This window comes from Pseudomonas sp. LAIL14HWK12:I1 (assembly GCF_003202095.1).
Taxonomy (GTDB): domain Bacteria; phylum Pseudomonadota; class Gammaproteobacteria; order Pseudomonadales; family Pseudomonadaceae; genus Aquipseudomonas; species Aquipseudomonas monteilii.
Genome location: NZ_QJKG01000005.1, coordinates 65,120 through 84,692 on the forward strand (window position 1 = coordinate 65,120; position 19,573 = coordinate 84,692).

The following is a 19,573-nucleotide window of genomic DNA, read 5'->3' on the forward strand; positions in this document are numbered from 1 at the left end:
CAGTATCTTTTACGGCATGTGTTTAATCAACAATTGCGCCACTTGCACGGCATTGAGCGCGGCGCCTTTGCGCACATTGTCGGTGGTCAGCCAGAGATTGAGCTGCTGGTCTTCATCAACACCGTGACGTACACGACCAACATAGACCACGTCTTGGCCTACTGCGTCACCAACCGGGGTCGGATAATCATCACGCTCCACCCGCTCTACGCTGTCGGCTGCTTCCAGGGCCTGGTTGACCGCTTCAAGGTCGACCGGGCGACGGCTCTGCACGGCCACACTGAAGCTATCGCCGAAAAACACCGGGACTTGAACGCAGCTCACGGAAATCTTCAGCTCAGGCATGCCCAGCAGCACACGCAACTCGTTGACCAGCCGGCGTTCCAGCGCCGTGTGGCCATGCTCGTCGGCCGCGCCAACCTGGGCCAGCAGGTTGAAAGCCACCTGGCGATCGAAGAAGCGCGGTTCCAGCGGCCGGGCATTGAGCAGCTCTGCCGTTTGACGGGCCAGCTCGCTGACGGCCTCACGGCCTTGTGCAGACACCGCCAGCGATGCCATTACCTGCACCCGCTCGATGTCCAGCAGGCCCTTGAGCGGTGCCAGCGCGACGGCCACGGCAACGGCGGCCGAGCACGGACTGACAATGCGTGCCGGCAGCGCCAGGCCAGCCAGGCGTTCGGCGTTGGCTTCAGGGACCAGGGCCAGGGCGTCGTCCAGGCCACCGGACAGGTCAATGACGGTGCAACCTGCTTGCAGTGCCTTGCCGGCAAAGCTGCGGCTGACTGCGGCACCTGTGGCGAAGAAAGCCAGCTTGACCTGGGCGAAGTCGAAGCTGTCCACCTCGCGCACCTTGAGCTTCTTGCCGGCGAACATCACGCTGCTGCCCGCCGATTCCATGCTGGCCAGCAGGTGCAAGGTGGCGACCGGGAAGTCCAGCTCTTCGAGGATCTGCACCAAGGCTTCACCGACGCTGCCGGTGGCGCCGACGACGGCGATATCCAAAGGGTGTGTCATGAAAGGATCCTTTTTGCTGAGAACGGCGGGGGCGGCACTTTACTCGGATTGTAGAGGTTTGTCTGTGATGGCCGTATTTTCGCCGGATAAGGGTCGCAATGGGTTGCGTAAGGGCTGCCTGGCGCTGCAAACCTCACCCCAGGCATAAAAAAACCCGCGCTGTCGCCAGCGCGGGTTTTTAATTACAGCAGAACGATCAACGCTCCAGCAGAATCCGCAGCATGCGGCGCAGCGGTTCTGCCGCGCCCCACAGCAACTGGTCGCCCACGGTGAACGCACCCAGGTACTGCGAACCCATGTTCAGCTTGCGCAGGCGGCCAACCGGGATGTTGAGGGTGCCGGTGACTTTGGTCGGGGTCAGTTCCTGCATGCTGATTTCACGCTGGTTCGGCACCAGCTTCACCCAAGGGTTGTGCTGGCTGATCATGCCTTCGATATCGGCCAGCGGCACGTCCTTGTTCAGCTTGATGGTCAGTGCCTGGCTGTGGCAGCGCATGGCGCCGATGCGCACGCAGATGCCGTCGACCGGGATCGGACTCTTGAAGCGACCGAGGATCTTGTTGGTTTCGGCCTGGGCCTTCCACTCTTCGCGGCTCTGGCCGTTCGGCAGTTCCTTGTCGATCCACGGGATCAGGCTGCCAGCCAGTGGCACACCGAAGTTCTCGGTCGGGAATGCATCACCGCGCATGGTCTCGGCAACCTTGCGGTCGATATCGAGGATGGCGCTGGCCGGGTTAGCCAGGTCATCGGCCACGGCGGCGTGGGTGGCACCCATCTGCTTGATCAACTCGCGCATGTTCTGCGCGCCGGCACCCGAGGCTGCCTGGTAGGTCATGGCGCTCATCCATTCCACCAGGCCGGCTTCGAACAGGCCGCCCAGGCCCATCAGCATCAGGCTGACGGTGCAGTTGCCGCCGATGTAGTTCTTGGTACCGGCGTCCAGCTGCTGGTCGATGACCTTGCGGTTGACCGGGTCGAGGATGATGACCGCGTCATCCTGCATGCGCAGGGACGAAGCGGCGTCGATCCAGTAACCCTGCCAGCCGGCTTCACGCAGCTTGGGGAAGACCTCGTTGGTGTAGTCGCCGCCCTGACAGGTCAGGATCACGTCGAGGGTCTTGAGTTCTTCAATCGAATAAGCGTCCTTGAGCGGCGCTGTATCCTTGCCCACGTTCGGGCCCTGGCCGCCAACATTGGAGGTAGTGAAGAACACCGGCTCGATAAGGTCGAAGTCCTGCTCCTCCAGCATCCGCTGCATGAGCACGGAACCGACCATACCGCGCCAACCGATCAGACCTACACGTTTCATCGCAACTACACCTTTGCTAAAAGTGGGCCGCCACCGGGAATTTTGGGTGGCGGGCCAGAGAGATTACAGATTCCGCAGCGCTGCGACTACTGCGTCGCCCATTTCCTGCGTACCAACTTTGCGGCAGCCTTGCGAATGGATGTCGCCGGTGCGCAGGCCTTGGTCCAGCACCAGGCTCACGGCCTTCTCGATCGCTTCGGCGGCAGCCGACTGATTGAAGCTGTAACGCAGCATCATCGACACCGACAGGATGGTCGCCAGCGGGTTGGCAATGCCCTGGCCTGCGATGTCCGGTGCCGAGCCGTGGCACGGCTCGTACATGCCCTTGTTGTCGGCATCCAGCGACGCCGAAGGCAGCATGCCGATGGAACCGGTGAGCATGGAAGCTTCATCCGACAGAATGTCACCGAACATGTTGTCGGTCACCATCACATCGAACTGCTTGGGTGCACGCACCAGTTGCATGGCGGCGTTGTCGACGTACATGTGGCTCAGTTCCACATCCGGGTAGTCCTTGGCCACGTCTTCGACCACTTCACGCCACAGCTGGCTGGAAGCCAGTACGTTGGCTTTGTCTACCGAGCACAGCTTCTTGCCACGCACGCGGGCCATGTCGAAGCCGACACGGGCAATGCGGCGCACTTCGCTTTCGCTGTACGGCAGGGTGTCGTAGGCCTGGCGCTCGCCACCTTCCAGCTCGCGCTGGCCACGCGGGGCACCGAAGTAGATGCCGCCGGTCAGCTCACGGACGATGAGGATGTCCAGGCCCGAGACGATTTCCGGCTTCAACGACGAGGCATCGGCCAGTTGCGGGTAGAGGATGGCCGGGCGCAGGTTGGCGAACAGGCCCAGCTGCGAACGGATTTTCAGCAAGCCGCGCTCGGGGCGGATGTCGCGCTCGATCTTGTCCCACTTCGGCCCGCCCACGGCGCCCAGCAGCACGGCATCAGCCTTGCGCGCACGCTCCAGGGTTTCGTCGGCCAGCGGCACGCCGTGCTTGTCGATGGCGGCGCCACCGATCACGTCGTGCTCCAGGCTGAAGCCGAGCTGGAACTTGTCGTTGGCCAGCTCCAGCACCTTGACCGCTTCGGCCATGATTTCCGGGCCGATACCGTCACCTGGGAGAATCAGAATCTGCTTGCTCATGCTTTCCTCTATCCATTCACGCGGTGCGGCCAAACGGGCCGCACCGAAAAGTGCTTAACGCTCGGCCCACAGCACCAGCACATCGGTGCTGAACGAGCCATCGGCCTCGATCTGGTAATACTGCCGTACTTCTTCGCCCATGGCTTGCTGCAATTGGCGGATGGCCACGCGCATTGGCTCGGGGGTGCGCATGCGCTCCACCCAGCTGCCGAACTCCAGGCGCAAGGGCTGACGGGTGTGACTGCGCACATGCAGGCCAGCCTCGCTGACCTGACGCTGCCATTCGGCGGCGGAGTAGTCGCGCACATGGCTGGTGTCACGCAGCACCTCGACCGTTTGCAGGTAGGTGTCGAGCAGCGGGCTGCCCGGCGACATCACGTCGATGAACGCCGCCACGCCACCCGGCTTGAGCACCCGGCGCACTTCGCGCAGGGCCAGGCCCAGGTCGCTCCAGTGGTGGGCCGAGTAGCGGCTGAAGACGAATTCGAACGAGGCATCGGCGAACGGCAGACGTTCGGCGGCACCGCGCTCGGTGGTGATATTGGCCAGGCCGCGCTCGGCGGCGGCACTGGCGACCACGTCGAGCATGGATTGCGACAGGTCGTAGGCGACCACTTCGCTCACCAGCGGGGCAACGTGGAAACTGACATGACCGGCACCACAGCCCAGGTCCAGCACGCGGGCATTGCCCTGCCCCGCCAGCTCGGCCTGCAGCAGGGCGAATTCACTGCCCTGGGCGTGCACGGCGCTGCTGAGGTAGGCGCTGGCCTGTTCGCCGAACTGGCGCTGGACCACGTCGGTGTGTTGGGTGCTGGTCATGTCTCGATCCTTTAGATTTTTGTTGCCTGTGCCGGCTATATCAATCAGGCATCCCGGAACAACCAAGGCTGCCCGGCGCGGTGCTTGCTTTCGAAGGCCTTGATCGCATCGCTGTCCTGCAGGGTCAGGCCGATGTCGTCCAGGCCGTTGAGCAGGCAGTGCTTGCGGAACGCATCGATCTCGAAGTGCAGCACCTTGCCGTCCGGGCGGGTTACCGCCTGCGCCTGCAGGTCGATGGTCAGCTGGTAGCCCGGGTTGGCTTCGACCTGCTTGAACAACTCGTCCACTTCTTCATCGCTGAGGATGATCGGCAGCAGGCCGTTCTTGAAGCTGTTGTTGAAGAAGATGTCGGCAAAGCTCGGCGCGATGATGCTGCGGAAACCGTACTCGTCCAGCGCCCAAGGGGCGTGCTCACGGCTGGAACCGCAACCGAAGTTCTCCCGCGCCAGCAGCACGCTGGCACCCTGGTAGCGTTCGTGGTTGAGCACGAACTCCTGGTTCACCGGGCGCTTGCTGTTGTCCTGGTAGGGCTGGCCCACGTCCAGGTAACGCCATTCGTCGAACAGGTTAAGGCCAAAGCCGGTGCGCTTGATCGACTTCAAAAACTGCTTGGGGATGATCTGGTCGGTGTCGACGTTGGCACGGTCCAACGGCGCGACGAGGCCAGTGTGCTGGGTAAAGGCTTTCATGCTGCGCTCCCTTGGATCAACTCGCGGACATCGATGAAGTGGCCGGCTACCGCAGCAGCGGCGGCCATGGCCGGGCTGACCAGGTGGGTACGGCCACCGGCGCCCTGACGGCCTTCGAAGTTGCGGTTGGAGGTGGACGCGCAATGCTCGCCGCTCTCCAGGCGGTCCGGGTTCATCGCCAGGCACATCGAGCAGCCTGGTTCACGCCATTCGAAACCGGCTTCGAGGAAGATCTTGTCCAGGCCTTCACGCTCGGCCTGTGCCTTGACCAGGCCCGAGCCCGGCACGACGATGGCTTGCTTGACGGTCGCGGCCACCTTGCGGCCCTTGGCGATCTCCGCCGCGGCACGCAGGTCTTCGATACGCGAGTTGGTGCACGAGCCGATGAACACGCGGTCCAGCTGGATGTCGGTGATCGCCTGGTTTGCGGTCAGCCCCATGTACTTCAAGGCGCGCTCGATCGAACCACGCTTGACCAGGTCGGCTTCGGCGGCCGGGTCCGGTACGCGCTGGTCTACGGCCAACACCATCTCGGGCGAGGTGCCCCAGCTGACTTGCGGCTTGATCTGGCTGGCATCCAGCTCGACCACGGTGTCGAACACGGCGTCGTCATCCGACACCAGGTCTTTCCACGATTCGACTGCCTGCTTCCATTGCTCGCCCTTCGGCGCGTAAGGGCGGCCTTCGACATAGGCAACGGTGGTGGCGTCGGTCGCTACCAGGCCCACACGGGCACCGGCTTCGATGGACATGTTGCAGATGGTCATGCGGCCTTCCATCGACAACGCGCGAATGGCGCTGCCCGCGAACTCCATGGCGTGGCCGTTGCCACCGGCGGTGCCGATCTTGCCGATCACGGCCAGCACGATGTCCTTGGCGGTTACGCCGGCCGGCAACTGGCCTTCCACGCGCACCAGCATGTTCTTCATCTTCTTGGCGACCAGGCACTGTGTGGCGAGCACGTGCTCGACCTCGGAGGTGCCGATGCCATGGGCCAAGGCACCGAAGGCGCCGTGGGTGGAGGTGTGCGAGTCACCGCAGACCACGGTCATGCCGGGCAAGGTGGCACCCTGCTCCGGGCTGATGACGTGAACGATGCCCTGGCGCTCGTCGTTCATCTTGAATTCGACGATGCCGTATTCGTCACAGTTTTCGTCGAGGGTCTGCACCTGCAGGCGCGACACCTGGTCGACGATGGCCTCGATACCGCCCTTGCGCTCTGGCGTGGTCGGCACGTTGTGGTCGGGCGTGGCGATGTTGGCGTCGATGCGCCACGGTTTGCGGTTGGCCAGGCGCAGGCCTTCGAAGGCCTGGGGCGACGTCACTTCGTGAATGATGTGGCGGTCGATGTAGATCAAGGACGAGCCGTCATCACGGCGCTTGACCTCATGGGCTTCCCAGAGTTTGTCGTAGAGCGTTTTGCCAGCCATCAGACTGTTCCTCATCAGCGTCTTTCTATGCCAAAGACCCCTTGGCTTGTACGGACGATGCTATGGGGTTAGATTGAATAACTCAAATTCATAATTTTTATCCTTTGGATAACCAAGAGGAATGCGACCCTTGGACCTGGCCAACCTCAGCGCCTTCATCGCCATTGCCGAAACCGGCAGCTTCTCCGGGGCGGCTGAACGCCTGTTCCTGACCCAACCCGCCATCAGCAAGCGCATCGCCGGGCTGGAGCAGCAGCTGGATGTGCGCCTGTTCGACCGCCTGGGCCGCGAGGTGACCCTGACCGAGGCCGGACGCGCCCTGCTGCCCCGGGCCTACCAGATCCTCAACGTCCTCGATGATACCCGACGTGCGCTGACCAATTTGTCGGGGGAAGTGAGCGGTCGCCTCACCCTGGCCACCAGCCACCACATCGGCCTGCACCGCCTGCCCCCGCTATTACGGGCGTTCACCCGCCAGTTCCCGGCCGTGGCGCTGGATATTCAGTTTCTCGATTCAGAACAGGCCTACGACGAGATTCTGCATGGCCGCGCCGAAATAGCCGTGATCACCCTGGCGCCCGAGCCGCATCACCTGGTCCAGGCGGTGCCCGTGTGGGACGACGCCCTGGATTTTGTCGCCGCCCCTGAGCACCCGCTGGCCAACAATGCGGTCGGCCTGGCCGATGTGGCACGTCACCCGGCGGTGTTCCCCGGCGGCAACACCTTTACCCACCACATCGTTCAGCGCCTGTTCGAAAGCCAGGGCCTCACGCCGAACATCGCCATGAGCACCAACTACCTGGAGACCATCAAGATGATGGTGTCGATCGGCCTGGCCTGGAGCGTGCTGCCGCGCACCATGCTCGACGAACAGGTTGCACCCATCGCTTTGCCCGGCATACAGCTGTCGCGCCAGCTAGGCTACATTTTGCACACGGAGCGTACGCTATCGAACGCGGCCAGGGCATTCATGGCCCTGCTCGACAGCCACGCGGGGCCCGCCTGACCGGCCGTCAGCCAGGTATTTCCATATCCAAGGACGCGTCATACGCCAAAGGTCTGGTACCGATGCCCAAATCAGCAAACCGCTTTTTGCGCCTACCGCGTATTCCTGCGGCCGACCCCCAGGAGTCCGAACAGGCCTGGCAGAACGCCCCACAACTGCTGGCCGCGCTGAACGGGGCCCGGTTAGGGGCATGGCTGTGGGATATTGAAAGCGGCCGTGTCAGCTGGTCACGGGGCACCCAGGCCCTGTTCGGCTTCGACCCGCAGCGCCCGCTGCCTGCTGATGTCGACTACCTCGACCTGCTGCCCGAAGAAGACCGCGCCCGCACGCGACAGGTGTTCCAGGCGGTGTTCAACGGCGAGCCGGTGGAACAGGCCATGCGTCATCGCATCCGTTGGCCGGACGGCAGCCTGCACTGGCTAGAGATCAACGGCAGCCTGACCCACGACCCGCATGGCCGGCCGCAGATGATCGGGGTAATCCGCGAAATCACCCGCCAGCGCGAGCGGGAAACCGCCCTGATCAATTCGGAAAAGCGCTTTGCCACCCTGTTCCACCTCAGCCCCAACGCCATTTTGCTCACCCGCCGCCACGACGGCATGATTTTCGAGGTCAATCAGCACTTCGAAGACATGTTCGGCTGGCCTGGCAGCCAGGTGATCGGCAAGACCAGCCTGGAGCTGGGCCTGTGGGTCAACCCCGAACAACGCCACCAGGTGATGGAGTCGACCCGTGCCAACGGCGGCCCGTTGATCATGGAGGTGCAATTCCGCGCCACCAGCGGCAAGGTGCATGACGGCATCCTCTGCACCCAGGGCATCGAACTGGAAGGCGTGACCTTTCTGATCAGTACCTTCGTCGACACCACCGAGCGCAAGCGCGCCGAGCAGGCCCTGAAGGACAGCCAGGAGCGCCTGGACCTGGCCCTGGATTCGGCGCAGCTGGGCACCTGGGACTGGCATATCCCCAGCGGCATGCTCTACGGCTCTGCCCGGGCCGCGCAGTTGCACGGCCTACCGCCCATCCCCTTTCATGAGTCGTTCGATGCCTTTTTCGAAGGGGTACCGGAGCAGGAGCGCAACTCGATGCGTCAGGCCTACCGCAGCCTGCGCGAAGGGCCCGCCGGCAACTATCAGATCACCTACCGGGTGCAACTGGAGAACGGCATTTCGCGCTATATAGAAAGCCGCGCACGCCTGTACCGCGACGAACAAGGCAACCCGCTGCGCATGGCCGGCACCCTGCTCGACATCACCGACCAGGTGGAGCGCGAACAGCGCCTGAGCGCCTCGGAAGAGAAGTTCGCCAGCCTGTTCCAGGTCAGCCCCGACCCGATCTGCGTCACTCGCCAGGACACCGGTCAGTTCATCGAGATCAACCCGGCGTTCACCCAGACCTTCGGCTGGGGCAGCGAGCAGGTGCTTGGTCGCACCGCAGAGGAAATCGGCCTCTGGGCCGAGTCCATCGAGCGTGCGCAACGTATCGAGCGGGTGATCCGCGAACAGGCCTTGAGCAACGTCGCCGTGGTGGTCAACCACCGCAATGGCGCCCCCCTGACGTGCGTGATTTCCAGCCGCCTGATCACCGTCGATGACCAGCCGTGCAGCGTGACCACCCTGCGCGACATTACCCAGCAGCAACGCGCCGAAGCGGCACTGAAGTCCAGCGAGGAGAAATTCGCCAAGGCCTTCCACTCCAGCCCCGACGCCATCACCATCACCGAACGCCATAGCGGCCGCTACCTGGAAATCAACGATGGCTTCTGCCGCCTGACGGGCTACAGCGCGGCCGAGGTGGTCGGCCACACGGTGTACGAGATCGGCATCTGGGCGGACGACAAGCAGCGCAGCGCGCTGCTGGCCGAGCTACGCGAACGCGGCCGCGTGCATCACCGGGAGATGCTCGGGCGCAACAAGCGTGGCGATATCCTCACCGTGGAAGTCTCGGTCGAGCCGATCACCCTCAACGAGGTGGACTGCCTGCTGCTGACCGCCCGTGACGTCAGCCAGCTGAAAAATGCCCAGGCGCAGATTCGCCACCTGGCCTACCACGACCCGCTGACCAACCTGCCCAACCGCGCCCTGCTGATGGACCGCCTGAGCCAGCAGATCGCCCTGCTCAAGCGCCACAACCTGCGCGGCGCCCTGCTGTTCCTCGACCTTGACCACTTCAAGCACATCAACGACTCGCTGGGCCATCCGGTGGGCGACACGGTGCTGAAGATCATCACCGCCCGCCTGGAGGCCAGCGTGCGTCTGGAAGACACCGTGGCGCGGCTGGGTGGCGACGAGTTCGTGGTACTGCTCAGCGGCCTGGAAGGCAGCCGCGAACAGGTAGAGGAAAAAGTGCGCGAACTGGCCGACACCCTGCGCGAACTGCTGGCCGAACCGATGTCGCTGGATGGCCAGCGGCTGCAGGTAACGCCCAGTATCGGCGTGGCGCTGATCCCTGACCACGGCGCTACCCCGGCCGATTTGCTCAAGCGTGCCGACATTGCCCTGTACCGGGCCAAGGACTCCGGGCGCAACACCACCCAGCTGTTCCACACCACCATGCAGAAAGCCGCCAGCGAGCGCTTGCGCATGGAAAACGACCTGCGCCTGGCCTTGGCCCGTGGCGAACTGGCGCTGCACTTCCAGCCCCAGGTGGATGCCCGCGACAACCGCATCGTCGGGGCTGAAGTGCTGCTGCGCTGGCACCACCCGCAACTGGGTCAGCAACCACCCGGGCAGTTCATCCAGGTGCTGGAGGAAAGCGGCCTGATTCTGGAAGTTGGCAGCTGGATCCTCGATGAAGCGTGCGATGCTTGCGCGCGCATGCTGACCGACGGGCTGATCAACGCGGATGATTTCAGCCTGTGCGTGAACATCAGCCCGCGGCAGTTCCGTCAGAACGACTTTGTCGGGCGGGTACTGCGCAGCCTGGACGACTATCGCCTGCCTCGGCACATGCTCAAGCTGGAAATCACCGAAGGCATCGTGATCCAGAACCTGGAAGACACCATCAGCAAGATGCGCGAACTCAAGCGCTTCGGGGTGAGCTTTGCCATGGATGACTTTGGCACCGGTTATTCCTCACTCACCTACCTCAAGCGCCTGCCGGTGGATGCGCTGAAGATCGACCAGACCTTCGTACGGGACGCGCCGGTCGACCCCAACGACGCGGAAATCGTGCGCGCCATCGTTGCCATGGCCCGCAGCCTGGACCTGGCCGTGATTGCCGAGGGGGTAGAACTGACCGAACAATTGGAGTTCCTCGAGCGGTTGGGCTGCCACTTGTACCAGGGATACCTGCACAGCCGGCCATTGCCGTTGCCGGAGTTTCGGCAGATGTTGCTGGAGGCGCCGGCGGGTTACTGAACCGGCCTGCAAACGCAAGAAGGGCACCCGAGGGTGCCCTTCTTCACTGCAGCGCGATCAGTTCAGCGCTGGCTTGTCACCATTGATCGGGATGCGCTTGGCCTTGGCTTCTTCAGGCACGATGCGCAGCAGGTCGATGCTGAGCAGGCCATTCGCCAGGCCGGCGGCCTTCACTTCGATATGGTCGGCCAGGCGGAACGACAGCTTGAAGGCGCGTTGCGCGATACCTTGGTGCAGGTAGGTCACTTCAGCGGCGCCATCGTCGCGCTTGCCACCGGTCACGGTCAGGACGCCTTTTTCGACTTGCAGGTCGAGGTCCTGCTCCTGGAAACCGGCTGCGGCAACTACGATGCGATAGTGGTCATCGCCATGCTTTTCCACGTTGTAGGGCGGGTAGCTGCTACCGGCCTCGTTACGTGCCGCAGACTCGAACAGGTCGTTGAAACGGTCGAAACCTACGGAATGGCGGAACAGGGGTGCGAGAGAGAAAGCGGTAGTCATGGTCATAAACTCCTGAGAATCAGCAAGTAAGTCATTACGCGACCCGACTTCGGCATCGCGTACTCAAGAGATATGGCCGGTGGAAATGCTTTCAAGGGGCACGTAGAAAAAATCTGAAATCAGTGCAGCCCTCTTCGCGGGTACGCCCTCTCCCACAGATCACCACAGGCCTCAAGACCGGCGCAATACCTGTGGGAACTGGCTTGCCGACGATAGGGCCGGATCAGGCTACACAGGTTTCCAGAGCTTGAGCCTCAACAATCCCCAGCAACCGGCTGATCCGCGCACAGTCATCTTCCCGGCGCAGCTCGGCAAACAGCACCACCGCTTCGGGATAACTGCGAGTCAGCATCGCCAACCACTGCTTCATCCGCCCCGGCGCATAGCGCGGCGACAGCTTGTGCTGAGCCTGGCGCCAGAACTCGCGTAGCAGCGGCAGCAGGTCATCCCAGCTCATCGGCTGATAATCGCGGCCGTCACGCGCCGCCGCAATCTGCAGACCCAGGTCGGGGCGCGACACCAGCCCACGACCCAGCATGATGTCTTCAGCCCCACTGACCTCGCGGCAACGTCGCCAGTCGTCGACAGTCCAGATCTCGCCATTGGCGAACACCGGCACCTTCACCACATCCTGCACCCGCGCCACCCACTCCCAGTGTGCCGGCGGTTTGTAGCCTTCGACTTTGGTCCGCGCATGCACCACCAGATGCGCCGAGCCGCCTTCGGCCAGCGCCGTGGCACACTCCAGCGCACCATCAGGGCTGTCGAAGCCCAGGCGCATCTTCGACGTCACCGGGATATCTGCCGGCACGGCACGGCGCACTTCGCGCACGATGGCGTGCAGCAGTTCCGGCTCCTTGAGCAGCACGGCACCACCCCGCGACTTGTTCACGGTCTTGGCCGGGCAGCCAAAGTTCAGATCGATCACCGGCGCGCCCAGTTCGCAGGCCAGCGCGGCGTTTTCCGCCAGACATACCGGGTCCGAACCCAGCAACTGCACACGCATGGGCACCCCGGCAGCCGTGCGCGCCCCCTGGCGCAGCTCGGGCGCCAGCTTGTCGAACGAAGAAGGCGGCAGCAGGCGGTCGCACACACGAATGAACTCGGTGACGCACCAGTCGATGCCGCCCACGCGGGTCAGTACGTCGCGCAGGATGTTGTCGACCAGCCCCTCCATGGGGGCCAGGGCAATTTGCATGTCGGGGTCTCGGCAGAAAAAGCCGGCAGTCTAACAAAAATTGCCGGGGTTTCAGGCGCCGATCAGCGCCGGGCCGTAACCGTCGAGGAATTCTGCCGGCATGCGTTTGGGCTTACCGCTGGACAGCTCGATGCAAGCGAAGGTGGTTTGCGCACGTAGCAGGGTCACGCCGTCACGCGGGCGCTTGAGCTGGAAACGGCGGGTCATGCGCAGGCGCTGGTCCCAATCGATGATCCAGGTGGCCAGTTGCAGTTCATCGTCCTCGTAGGCGGCGGCCAGGTAGTCGATTTCGTGACGCACTACCGCCATGGCGCGGTCTAGCCGACGGTATTCGGCCAGGTCCAGGCCCAGGCGCTGGGAGTGGCGCCAGGCGCAGCGCTCCAGCCAGGTGACGTACACCGCGTTGTTGGCGTGGCCGAGGCCATCAATATCCTCGCTGCCAACGCGCAGGTCGATGACGAAGGGTGTTGCCAGGTCCCAGCTCATGTTCGCTTCCTTGGCGGAAAAAGTGAATTTAGCCGTGACAGGTGAGGGAATGTCCAGCCCTGCTGCCAGTCAGGCGCTTTGACGCGCCGGTGCAGCAGCGCGGGCGAGCAATTCGAGCACTGCCTCACCCAGCCGCGGGTCGGACAGTACACGCTGATGCCCACCCGCCTCCAGCAGCATCAGCCGGCTGTCGAACCACGCTTTATGGATAACCTGAGCCTCATCGGCGGCCACCAAGGCGTCATCAGCGGCATGCACCACCAGCCCCGGCAACTCCAGCTGATAACCCGTCACATCCAGCCGGGCTATCTGCATCCCCACATCCCGCTCAATCTGCCGAATGAACGCCGCCCGCGCCCGTGCTGGCAGCCCCAGGCGATGAGCAAAACCACGCAACACACCCAACAGCCGTGCCGGGGCTGCAATGCTGACAGCAGCCTCTGTACGCAGCCCCATCTGCAAGGCCAGCAGCACACTGGCACCGCCCATGGAATGGCCAATGACCGCACGCAGCGGCGGCAGCTCGGCGGCGGCCTCCAGCAGGGCCCGGGCAAACAGCACCACATTGGCCTGCTCGCCAGGCGAACGCCCATGCCCCGGCCCCTCCAGTGACACCACCGTGTGCCCGGCCCGGACCAAGGTTTCGATCAAAGCGGCAAACTGGGTCGGGCGCCCTTCCCAGCCGTGCATCAGCAGCACGGTCGGCCCATTACCCCAGCGCAGGGCCGACAAGCCGAAGCGCAGGGTAATGCGCTCGGCACTGGCCAGCACGGGCAGCTCCCAATCCCGCGGCGGCAAGTTGCGTGGCGTCATGAAGGCACGGCGCATCTTGCCCGCGACATGCTCGGGGGCCAGACGGCCCAGGGTGCCATTGACACCACGAATCCAGCTCAGGGTAGTCATTGCCGTGCTCCAGGGTTAAAGCACCGCCGATTTGGCGGCGCGCAGAATGCGGTCTGACAACTCGCTGGTACCCAGAGCGCGGGCCAGGGCCAGGCCACCGACCATCAACGCCAGATCGGCCAAGGCTTTGTCGGCATCCTCGGGGCGATCGACCATGGCAGCGGTCATCAGCTCGATGTGTTCGGCCAATACCTCACGGAAGACTTCCGGCAGGCGCTGCATCTCGCCCAGCGAGTTGGGCAACGGGCAGGCATGCACCTCGGCATCGCGGTGCTTGCGCGACAGATAGAAGGCACTGGCCAGCGCCCGCCGCCCTGCCCCATCGAGGCTGGGGTCGATCTGGGCGAGCAAGGCGCGACGCTCCCCCAACAGCTGGCGGAACGCTTCGAGCATCAGCTCATCCTTGCTGTCGAAATGGGCATAGAACCCACCCACCGTCAGCCCGGCAGCCCCCATCACCTGGCTCACGCTGGGCTCGGCGGGGCCATGCTGGATCAGCGCACTGCGTGCGGCTTCCAGGATGCGTTCGCGGGTTTTGCTCTTCTTGTCGCTCATCTGAACATTCGCCGGACAAAATATGATGATCGAAATATTATTCTCATCATATTTTTTGGCAAGCAGAATTTCTCGCCGCCTGTCGGTTGCGAATTTTTCGGGAGGGAGAAAAACAAAAGGCCCATTCAATAATCGAATGAGCCTTAAAGGTCCCGCAAAACGCGGGTAAAAATGGCGTCCCCTAGGGGACTCGAACCCCTGTTACCGCCGTGAAAGGGCGGTGTCCTAGGCCACTAGACGAAGGGGACGTAACCTTCGCGAAGATCCACTTACGTGAACCCTGGCAGAAATGGTGGAGCTAAGCGGGATCGAACCGCTGACCTCCTGCATGCCATGCAGGCGCTCTCCCAGCTGAGCTATAGCCCCGGATTTCTAGCCTCTCGGCCCAGCGACATATTTAAACATCGCTTGTGCAAAACTGGCGTCCCCTAGGGGACTCGAACCCCTGTTACCGCCGTGAAAGGGCGGTGTCCTAGGCCACTAGACGAAGGGGACGAACCTTCTTACCTTCAAGACCCGGTTGCTGGACCCGGTCTTGCTTATCAGCCTTGGCTGGTAAGCGGAATTTGGTGGAGCTAAGCGGGATCGAACCGCTGACCTCCTGCATGCCATGCAGGCGCTCTCCCAGCTGAGCTATAGCCCCACAATGTCGCTCTGAACAGAATCGCTGGCTGGGTGGCTGGCGTTTCGTTTTCGTTCATCGCTGTGGACGGGGCGCATATTAAGTTCGGATTGCAGGGCTGTCAAACTAATTTTTTAAAATAATCAAAAAAATTTTCACAGATAACAATCACTTACCGCCCTGCCCTACCAAAACCCCAGCATCGAACCCTGTGGGAGCAGGTTTACCCGCGAATGCGGCAGTGCAAGCGCCATCGTATTCGCGGGCGAACCCGCTCCCACAGGTTTCAGCTACAGGCTGGGAAACGCTGTCACGCGATCGAGGCCAACAGCTTTTCCCACTCCTTGTTTTCTTTCTTCGACACGCCACCCAGCAGGTCCAGAGCCTGACGCAGGCGGTAGCGGGTAAGGTCCGGGCCAAGGATTTCCATGGCGTCCAGTACCGAAACCGAACTGGCCTGGCCAGTGATGGCGGCGAACATCAGCGGCATGGCGTCACGCAGCTTCAGTTCCAGCGCCTCGACCACGGCCTGGATGCAGCCGGTGATGCGCTCTTTTTCCCACTGGCGCAGGCTTTCGAGCTTCCACAGGATCAGCTGGATCACCTGACGCACCTGGTCGGCCGACAGTTTCTTGCTTTCGAACAGCTTGGCATCCAGCTTCAGCGCGCCTTCGAAGAAGAACCCGCCCAGCGGGGCAACCTGGCTGAAGGTTTCCACACGGCCCTGCACATGCGGCGCGATCTTCATCATGTAGTCGCTGTTGAATGCCCACTTCTGCAGGCGTGCCGCGAATTCCTCGACCGGCAGCTCGCGCAGCCACTGGCCGTTGAGCCACGACAGCTTCTCGATGTCGAAAATCGGCCCGCCCAGCGAAATGCGCGACAGGTCGAAGTGCTCGACCATTTCGGCCAGCGAGAACTTCTCGCGCTCGTCCGGCATCGACCAGCCCATGCGGCCCAGGTAGTTGAGCATCGCCTCGGGCATGAAGCCCATGCGCTCGTAGAAGGTGACCGAGGTCGGGTTCTTGCGCTTGGATAGCTTGGATTTGTCCGGGTTACGCAGCAGCGGCATGTAGCACAGCTTTGGCTGTTCCCAGCCGAAGTACTCATACAGCTTGATCAGCTTGGGCGCCGACGGCAGCCACTCTTCGCCACGCAGTACGTGGGTAATGCCCATCAGGTGGTCGTCGACCACGTTGGCCAGGAAGTACGTCGGCAGGCCGTCGTTCTTCATCAGCACCTGCATGTCCATGCGGTCCCACGGGATTTCGACATCGCCGCGCAGCATGTCCGGGACCACGCACATGCCTTCGCTCGGCACCTTCATGCGGATCACGTGTGGCTCGCCAGCGGCCAGGCGGCGCTGCACTTCCTCGGCGCTCAGCAGCAATGCGCGACCGTCGTAGCGCGGGGTTTCGCCGCGGGCTTGCTGCTCGGCACGCATCTGATCCAGCTCTTCAGCGGTGCAGAAGCAGTAGAAGGCGTGGCCGGCGTCGACCAGTTCCTTGGCGTACTTGGCGTAGATCTCGCCACGCTCGCTCTGCCGATACGGACCGTGCGGACCGCCGACGTCCGGGCCTTCGTTCCATTCGATGCCGAGCCAGCGCAGGGCGTCGAAGATCTGCTGTTCCGACTCGCGCGTGGAACGCAGCTGGTCGGTGTCTTCGATGCGCAGGATGAACTCACCGCCGTGCTGCTTGGCAAAGCAGTAGTTGAACAGGGCGATGTAGGCAGTGCCGACATGGGGGTCGCCGGTAGGCGATGGCGCGATACGCGTGCGTACGGTGGTCATGGAAGGTCTCGAACGAAAGATGAAACAAAGGCGGGATGTTAGCAGGAGGCAGGCACCGGGCTCCAGCAATGGCGCGAACGTCACTTGTCGACAGGCCCTGTGCCGCTGTTAAATTTATTTACATTTCTGGAACGATAGTCCCCATGCCCGCCCAACTCAAACGCCGCCTGCTGGTCTTTTTCACCCTCGTGGCCCTCATCGCCCTCGCCTTCCTGGCCCACTGGTACTTCAAAGGCCGCTTCTACGAGAGCACCGACAACGCCTATGTGCAGGGCGAAATCACGCGCATTTCCAGCCAGCTGGGCGCCCGCATCGACACGGTGCCGGTCGAGGACAACCAGCACGTCAACAAAGGCGACCTGCTGGTGCGCCTGGAAGCCGCCGACTTCGAGCTGGCAGTTGAGCGCGCCCACGCCGCCCTCGCCACCCGCGAAGCCGAATACGCACAGGCGCAAAGCCGCCTGACCCAGCAAGGCAGCCTGATTGCTGCCGGCCAGGCCCAGGTGGCGGCCAACCAAGCCACTTTCGACCGTTCACGGCTAGACCTGAGCCGCGCCGAGAAGCTGCGCAAGCCTGGTTTTGTATCCGAAGAACGGGTCACCACCCTGTCGGCAGACAGCCACGTCGCCGGCTCCCAGGTCGACAAGGCTCGCGCCGACCTGCAAAGCCAGCGCCAGCAAGTCAACGCGCTGAACGCAGACCTCAAGCGCCTCGATGCGCAAATCGCCAATGCCCGCGCCGACCTGGCCCAGGCTGAGCTGAACCTGACCCGCTGCGAGATCCGCGCCCCGATCAGCGGCACCATTGGCCAGCGCAATGCGCGCAATGGCCAGGTGGTGCAGGCCGGCGCCTACCTGCTGTCGATCGTGCCAGACGAAGACATCTGGGTGCAGGCCAACTTCAAGGAAACGCAGATTGGCCACATGCAGCCCGGCCAGCGCGCTGAACTGCTGTTCGACAGCTACCCCGACACGCCCATCGAAGGCCGGGTCGACAGCCTGTTCGCCGCGTCGGGCGCGCAATTCAGCCTGCTGCCGCCCGACAACGCCACCGGCAACTTCACCAAGGTGGTGCAGCGCATCCCGGTAAAACTCACCTTCCGCGCCGACAACCCGCTGCACGGGCGCATCCGCCCCGGCATGTCGGTAACCGCCACCGTCGACCTGCGCAGCGAAAACGAAGGCCACGATGGCCGGTGATCAACTGCTCAGGCCTACAGCCGAGCCAACCCGACGCGACTGGATCGCAGTGATGAGCGTGATGCTCGGCGCCTTTATGGCGGTGCTGGACATCCAGATCACCAACTCGTCGCTCAAAGACATCCAGGGCGCACTGTCGGCCACGCTGGAAGAAGGTTCATGGATTTCCACTTCGTACCTGGTAGCGGAAATCATCATGATCCCGCTAACCGCCTGGCTGGTGCAGCTGCTGTCGGCGCGGCGCCTGGCGGTGTGGGTATCTGCAGGCTTCCTGCTGTCGTCGCTGCTGTGCTCGATGGCCTGGAACCTGGAGAGCATGATCCTGTTCCGGGCCCTGCAAGGCTTTACCGGTGGCGCACTGATCCCGTTGGCCTTCACCCTTACCCTGATCAAACTGCCTGAGCACCACCGCGCCAAAGGCATGGCCATGTTTGCCATGACGGCCACCTTCGCCCCGTCCATCGGCCCCACTCTGGGCGGCTGGCTGACCGAAAACTGGGGCTGGGAGTACATCTTCTACATCAACATCCCGCCGGGGCTGGTGATGATCGCCGGCCTGCTGTACGGGCTGGAAAAGAAGGAAGCGCACTGGGAACTGCTGAAAAGCACCGATTACGCCGGCATCGTCACCCTGGGCCTGGGGCTGGGTTGCCTACAGGTGTTCCTGGAGGAAGGCCACCGCAAGGACTGGCTGGAATCGCACCTCATCGTGGGCCTGGGCAGCATCGCCCTGGTCAGCCTGATCACCTTCGTCATCCTGCAGTTTTCCAGGCCAAACCCGCTGATCAACCTGCGCATCCTGGGCAACCGTAATTTTGGCCTGTCGAGCATTGCCAGCCTGGGCATGGGCGTGGGGCTGTACGGGTCGATCTACCTGTTGCCGCTGTACCTGGCGCAGGTGCAGGGTTACAACGCCTTGCAGATCGGCGAGGTGATCATGTGGATGGGGATTCCGCAGCTGTTCCTGATTCCGCTGGTACCGCAACTGATGAAAGTGGTTTCGCCCAAGGTGCTGTGTGCGTTGGGGTTCTGCCTGTTCGGTGCGGCCAGTTTCGGCTCGGGGGTGCTCAACCCGGATTTTGCCGGGCCGCAGTTCAACCAGATCCAGATCATCCGCGCCTTGGGCCAACCGATGATCATGGTGACCATTTCGTTGATCGCCACAGCCTACATCCAGCCGCAGGATGCCGGGTCGGCTTCGAGCCTGTTCAATATCCTGCGTAATCTGGGTGGAGCGATTGGCATTGCCTTGCTGGCCACCCTGCTGGATGCGCGGACCAAGGTGTACTTCGATTACCTGCGGGAGGCGGTGGTGCCGAGCAACCCGCAGGTGGCGGAGCGGCTGGCGCAGCTGGCCGAAAGGCTGGGGAATGACAATGCGGCGCTGGGGAAGTTGAGCGAGATTACTCACCAGCAGGCGTTGATCATGGCGTACAACGATGCGTTCCACTTCGTTGGGATTGGGTTGGCGGTGAGTATGGTGGCGGTGTTGCTGACCCGGAAGTTGCCGGAAGGCTTGAAAGCCGGGGAAGCCCACTGAGGCTA

General features: G+C 62.9%; 16 protein-coding genes and 4 tRNA genes. 4 read left to right on the top strand and 16 right to left on the bottom strand.

Features of this window, described 5'->3' with window-relative positions:
* Nucleotides 1-9: 9 nt before the first annotated feature.
* From D906_RS14275 to leuC, 6 genes are all read right to left on the bottom strand, one after another.
* On the bottom strand, nucleotides 10-1,014 hold the full coding sequence (locus D906_RS14275) for an aspartate-semialdehyde dehydrogenase (RefSeq protein ID WP_027609514.1): 1,005 nt from the start codon (nucleotides 1,012-1,014) through the stop codon (nucleotides 10-12).
* Between the two features lie 196 nt (nucleotides 1,015-1,210).
* Nucleotides 1,211-2,323 (bottom strand): aspartate-semialdehyde dehydrogenase, encoded by a 1,113-nt coding sequence (gene asd / locus D906_RS14280; RefSeq protein ID WP_016715168.1) that lies wholly within the window; start codon nucleotides 2,321-2,323, stop codon nucleotides 1,211-1,213.
* Nucleotides 2,324-2,386: 63 nt separating this feature from the next.
* Nucleotides 2,387-3,469: a 3-isopropylmalate dehydrogenase gene (gene leuB, locus D906_RS14285; protein WP_019098755.1), complete on the bottom strand. Its 1,083-nt coding sequence runs from the start codon at nucleotides 3,467-3,469 to the stop codon at nucleotides 2,387-2,389.
* Between the two features lie 54 nt (nucleotides 3,470-3,523).
* Nucleotides 3,524-4,288 (bottom strand): class I SAM-dependent methyltransferase, encoded by a 765-nt coding sequence (locus tag D906_RS14290; protein WP_019098754.1) that lies wholly within the window; start codon nucleotides 4,286-4,288, stop codon nucleotides 3,524-3,526.
* Nucleotides 4,289-4,332: 44 nt separating this feature from the next.
* The gene (leuD, locus tag D906_RS14295; protein WP_027615862.1) at nucleotides 4,333-4,977 is read right to left on the bottom strand and encodes a 3-isopropylmalate dehydratase small subunit; all 645 of its coding nucleotides are present in this window, start codon (nucleotides 4,975-4,977) and stop codon (nucleotides 4,333-4,335) included.
* Nucleotides 4,974-6,407: a 3-isopropylmalate dehydratase large subunit gene (leuC, locus tag D906_RS14300; protein WP_016715164.1), complete on the bottom strand. Its 1,434-nt coding sequence runs from the start codon at nucleotides 6,405-6,407 to the stop codon at nucleotides 4,974-4,976. The genes leuD and leuC overlap by 4 nt, the downstream gene beginning before the upstream one ends.
* A 130-nt stretch (nucleotides 6,408-6,537) precedes the next feature.
* On the opposite strand from leuC, the gene D906_RS14305 reads away from it, so the two are divergent.
* The gene (locus D906_RS14305; RefSeq protein WP_019098753.1) at nucleotides 6,538-7,413 is read left to right on the top strand and encodes a LysR family transcriptional regulator; all 876 of its coding nucleotides are present in this window, start codon (nucleotides 6,538-6,540) and stop codon (nucleotides 7,411-7,413) included.
* A gap of 62 nt (nucleotides 7,414-7,475) precedes the next feature.
* Nucleotides 7,476-10,772, top strand: coding sequence for a PAS domain S-box protein (locus D906_RS14310; protein WP_019098752.1), 3,297 nt, complete (start codon nucleotides 7,476-7,478; stop codon nucleotides 10,770-10,772).
* Nucleotides 10,773-10,829: 57 nt separating this feature from the next.
* On the opposite strand, the gene D906_RS14315 is transcribed toward D906_RS14310, so the two are convergent.
* The 10 genes from D906_RS14315 to gltX all read right to left on the bottom strand — a co-directional run bounded on the left by D906_RS14315 (nucleotide 10,830) and on the right by gltX (nucleotide 16,829).
* Nucleotides 10,830-11,273, bottom strand: a complete 444-nt coding sequence (locus D906_RS14315; protein WP_016715161.1) for an Hsp20 family protein — start codon at nucleotides 11,271-11,273, stop codon at nucleotides 10,830-10,832.
* A gap of 223 nt (nucleotides 11,274-11,496) precedes the next feature.
* Nucleotides 11,497-12,471, bottom strand: coding sequence for a tRNA-dihydrouridine synthase (locus D906_RS14320; RefSeq protein ID WP_019098751.1), 975 nt, complete (start codon nucleotides 12,469-12,471; stop codon nucleotides 11,497-11,499).
* Between the two features lie 51 nt (nucleotides 12,472-12,522).
* Nucleotides 12,523-12,957 (bottom strand): thioesterase family protein, encoded by a 435-nt coding sequence (locus D906_RS14325; protein WP_015269427.1) that lies wholly within the window; start codon nucleotides 12,955-12,957, stop codon nucleotides 12,523-12,525.
* A 69-nt stretch (nucleotides 12,958-13,026) separates the two neighbouring features.
* Complete coding sequence (locus D906_RS14330) at nucleotides 13,027-13,860, bottom strand: alpha/beta hydrolase (RefSeq protein WP_019098750.1); 834 nt, start codon at nucleotides 13,858-13,860, stop codon at nucleotides 13,027-13,029.
* A 15-nt stretch (nucleotides 13,861-13,875) separates the two neighbouring features.
* Entirely contained in the window at nucleotides 13,876-14,415 is a 540-nt protein-coding gene (locus D906_RS14335) for a TetR/AcrR family transcriptional regulator (protein WP_016715158.1), read from the bottom strand.
* 172 nt (nucleotides 14,416-14,587) lie between these two features.
* A tRNA-Glu gene (locus tag D906_RS14340) sits at nucleotides 14,588-14,663 on the bottom strand.
* A gap of 42 nt (nucleotides 14,664-14,705) precedes the next feature.
* Nucleotides 14,706-14,781: transfer RNA gene (locus tag D906_RS14345), tRNA-Ala, on the bottom strand.
* A gap of 53 nt (nucleotides 14,782-14,834) precedes the next feature.
* Nucleotides 14,835-14,910: transfer RNA gene (locus D906_RS14350), tRNA-Glu, on the bottom strand.
* 72 nt (nucleotides 14,911-14,982) lie between these two features.
* Nucleotides 14,983-15,058: transfer RNA gene (locus tag D906_RS14355), tRNA-Ala, on the bottom strand.
* A gap of 289 nt (nucleotides 15,059-15,347) precedes the next feature.
* The gene (gene gltX / locus D906_RS14360; RefSeq protein ID WP_016715155.1) at nucleotides 15,348-16,829 is read right to left on the bottom strand and encodes a glutamate--tRNA ligase; all 1,482 of its coding nucleotides are present in this window, start codon (nucleotides 16,827-16,829) and stop codon (nucleotides 15,348-15,350) included.
* Nucleotides 16,830-16,972: 143 nt separating this feature from the next.
* On the opposite strand from gltX, the gene D906_RS14365 reads away from it, so the two are divergent.
* A complete protein-coding gene (locus D906_RS14365; protein WP_025754820.1) occupies nucleotides 16,973-18,028 on the top strand; it encodes an HlyD family secretion protein in 1,056 nt (351 codons plus the stop codon).
* 49 nt (nucleotides 18,029-18,077) lie between these two features.
* Nucleotides 18,078-19,568 (top strand): MDR family MFS transporter, encoded by a 1,491-nt coding sequence (locus D906_RS14370; RefSeq protein ID WP_174244696.1) that lies wholly within the window; start codon nucleotides 18,078-18,080, stop codon nucleotides 19,566-19,568.
* Nucleotides 19,569-19,573 lie beyond the last annotated feature (5 nt).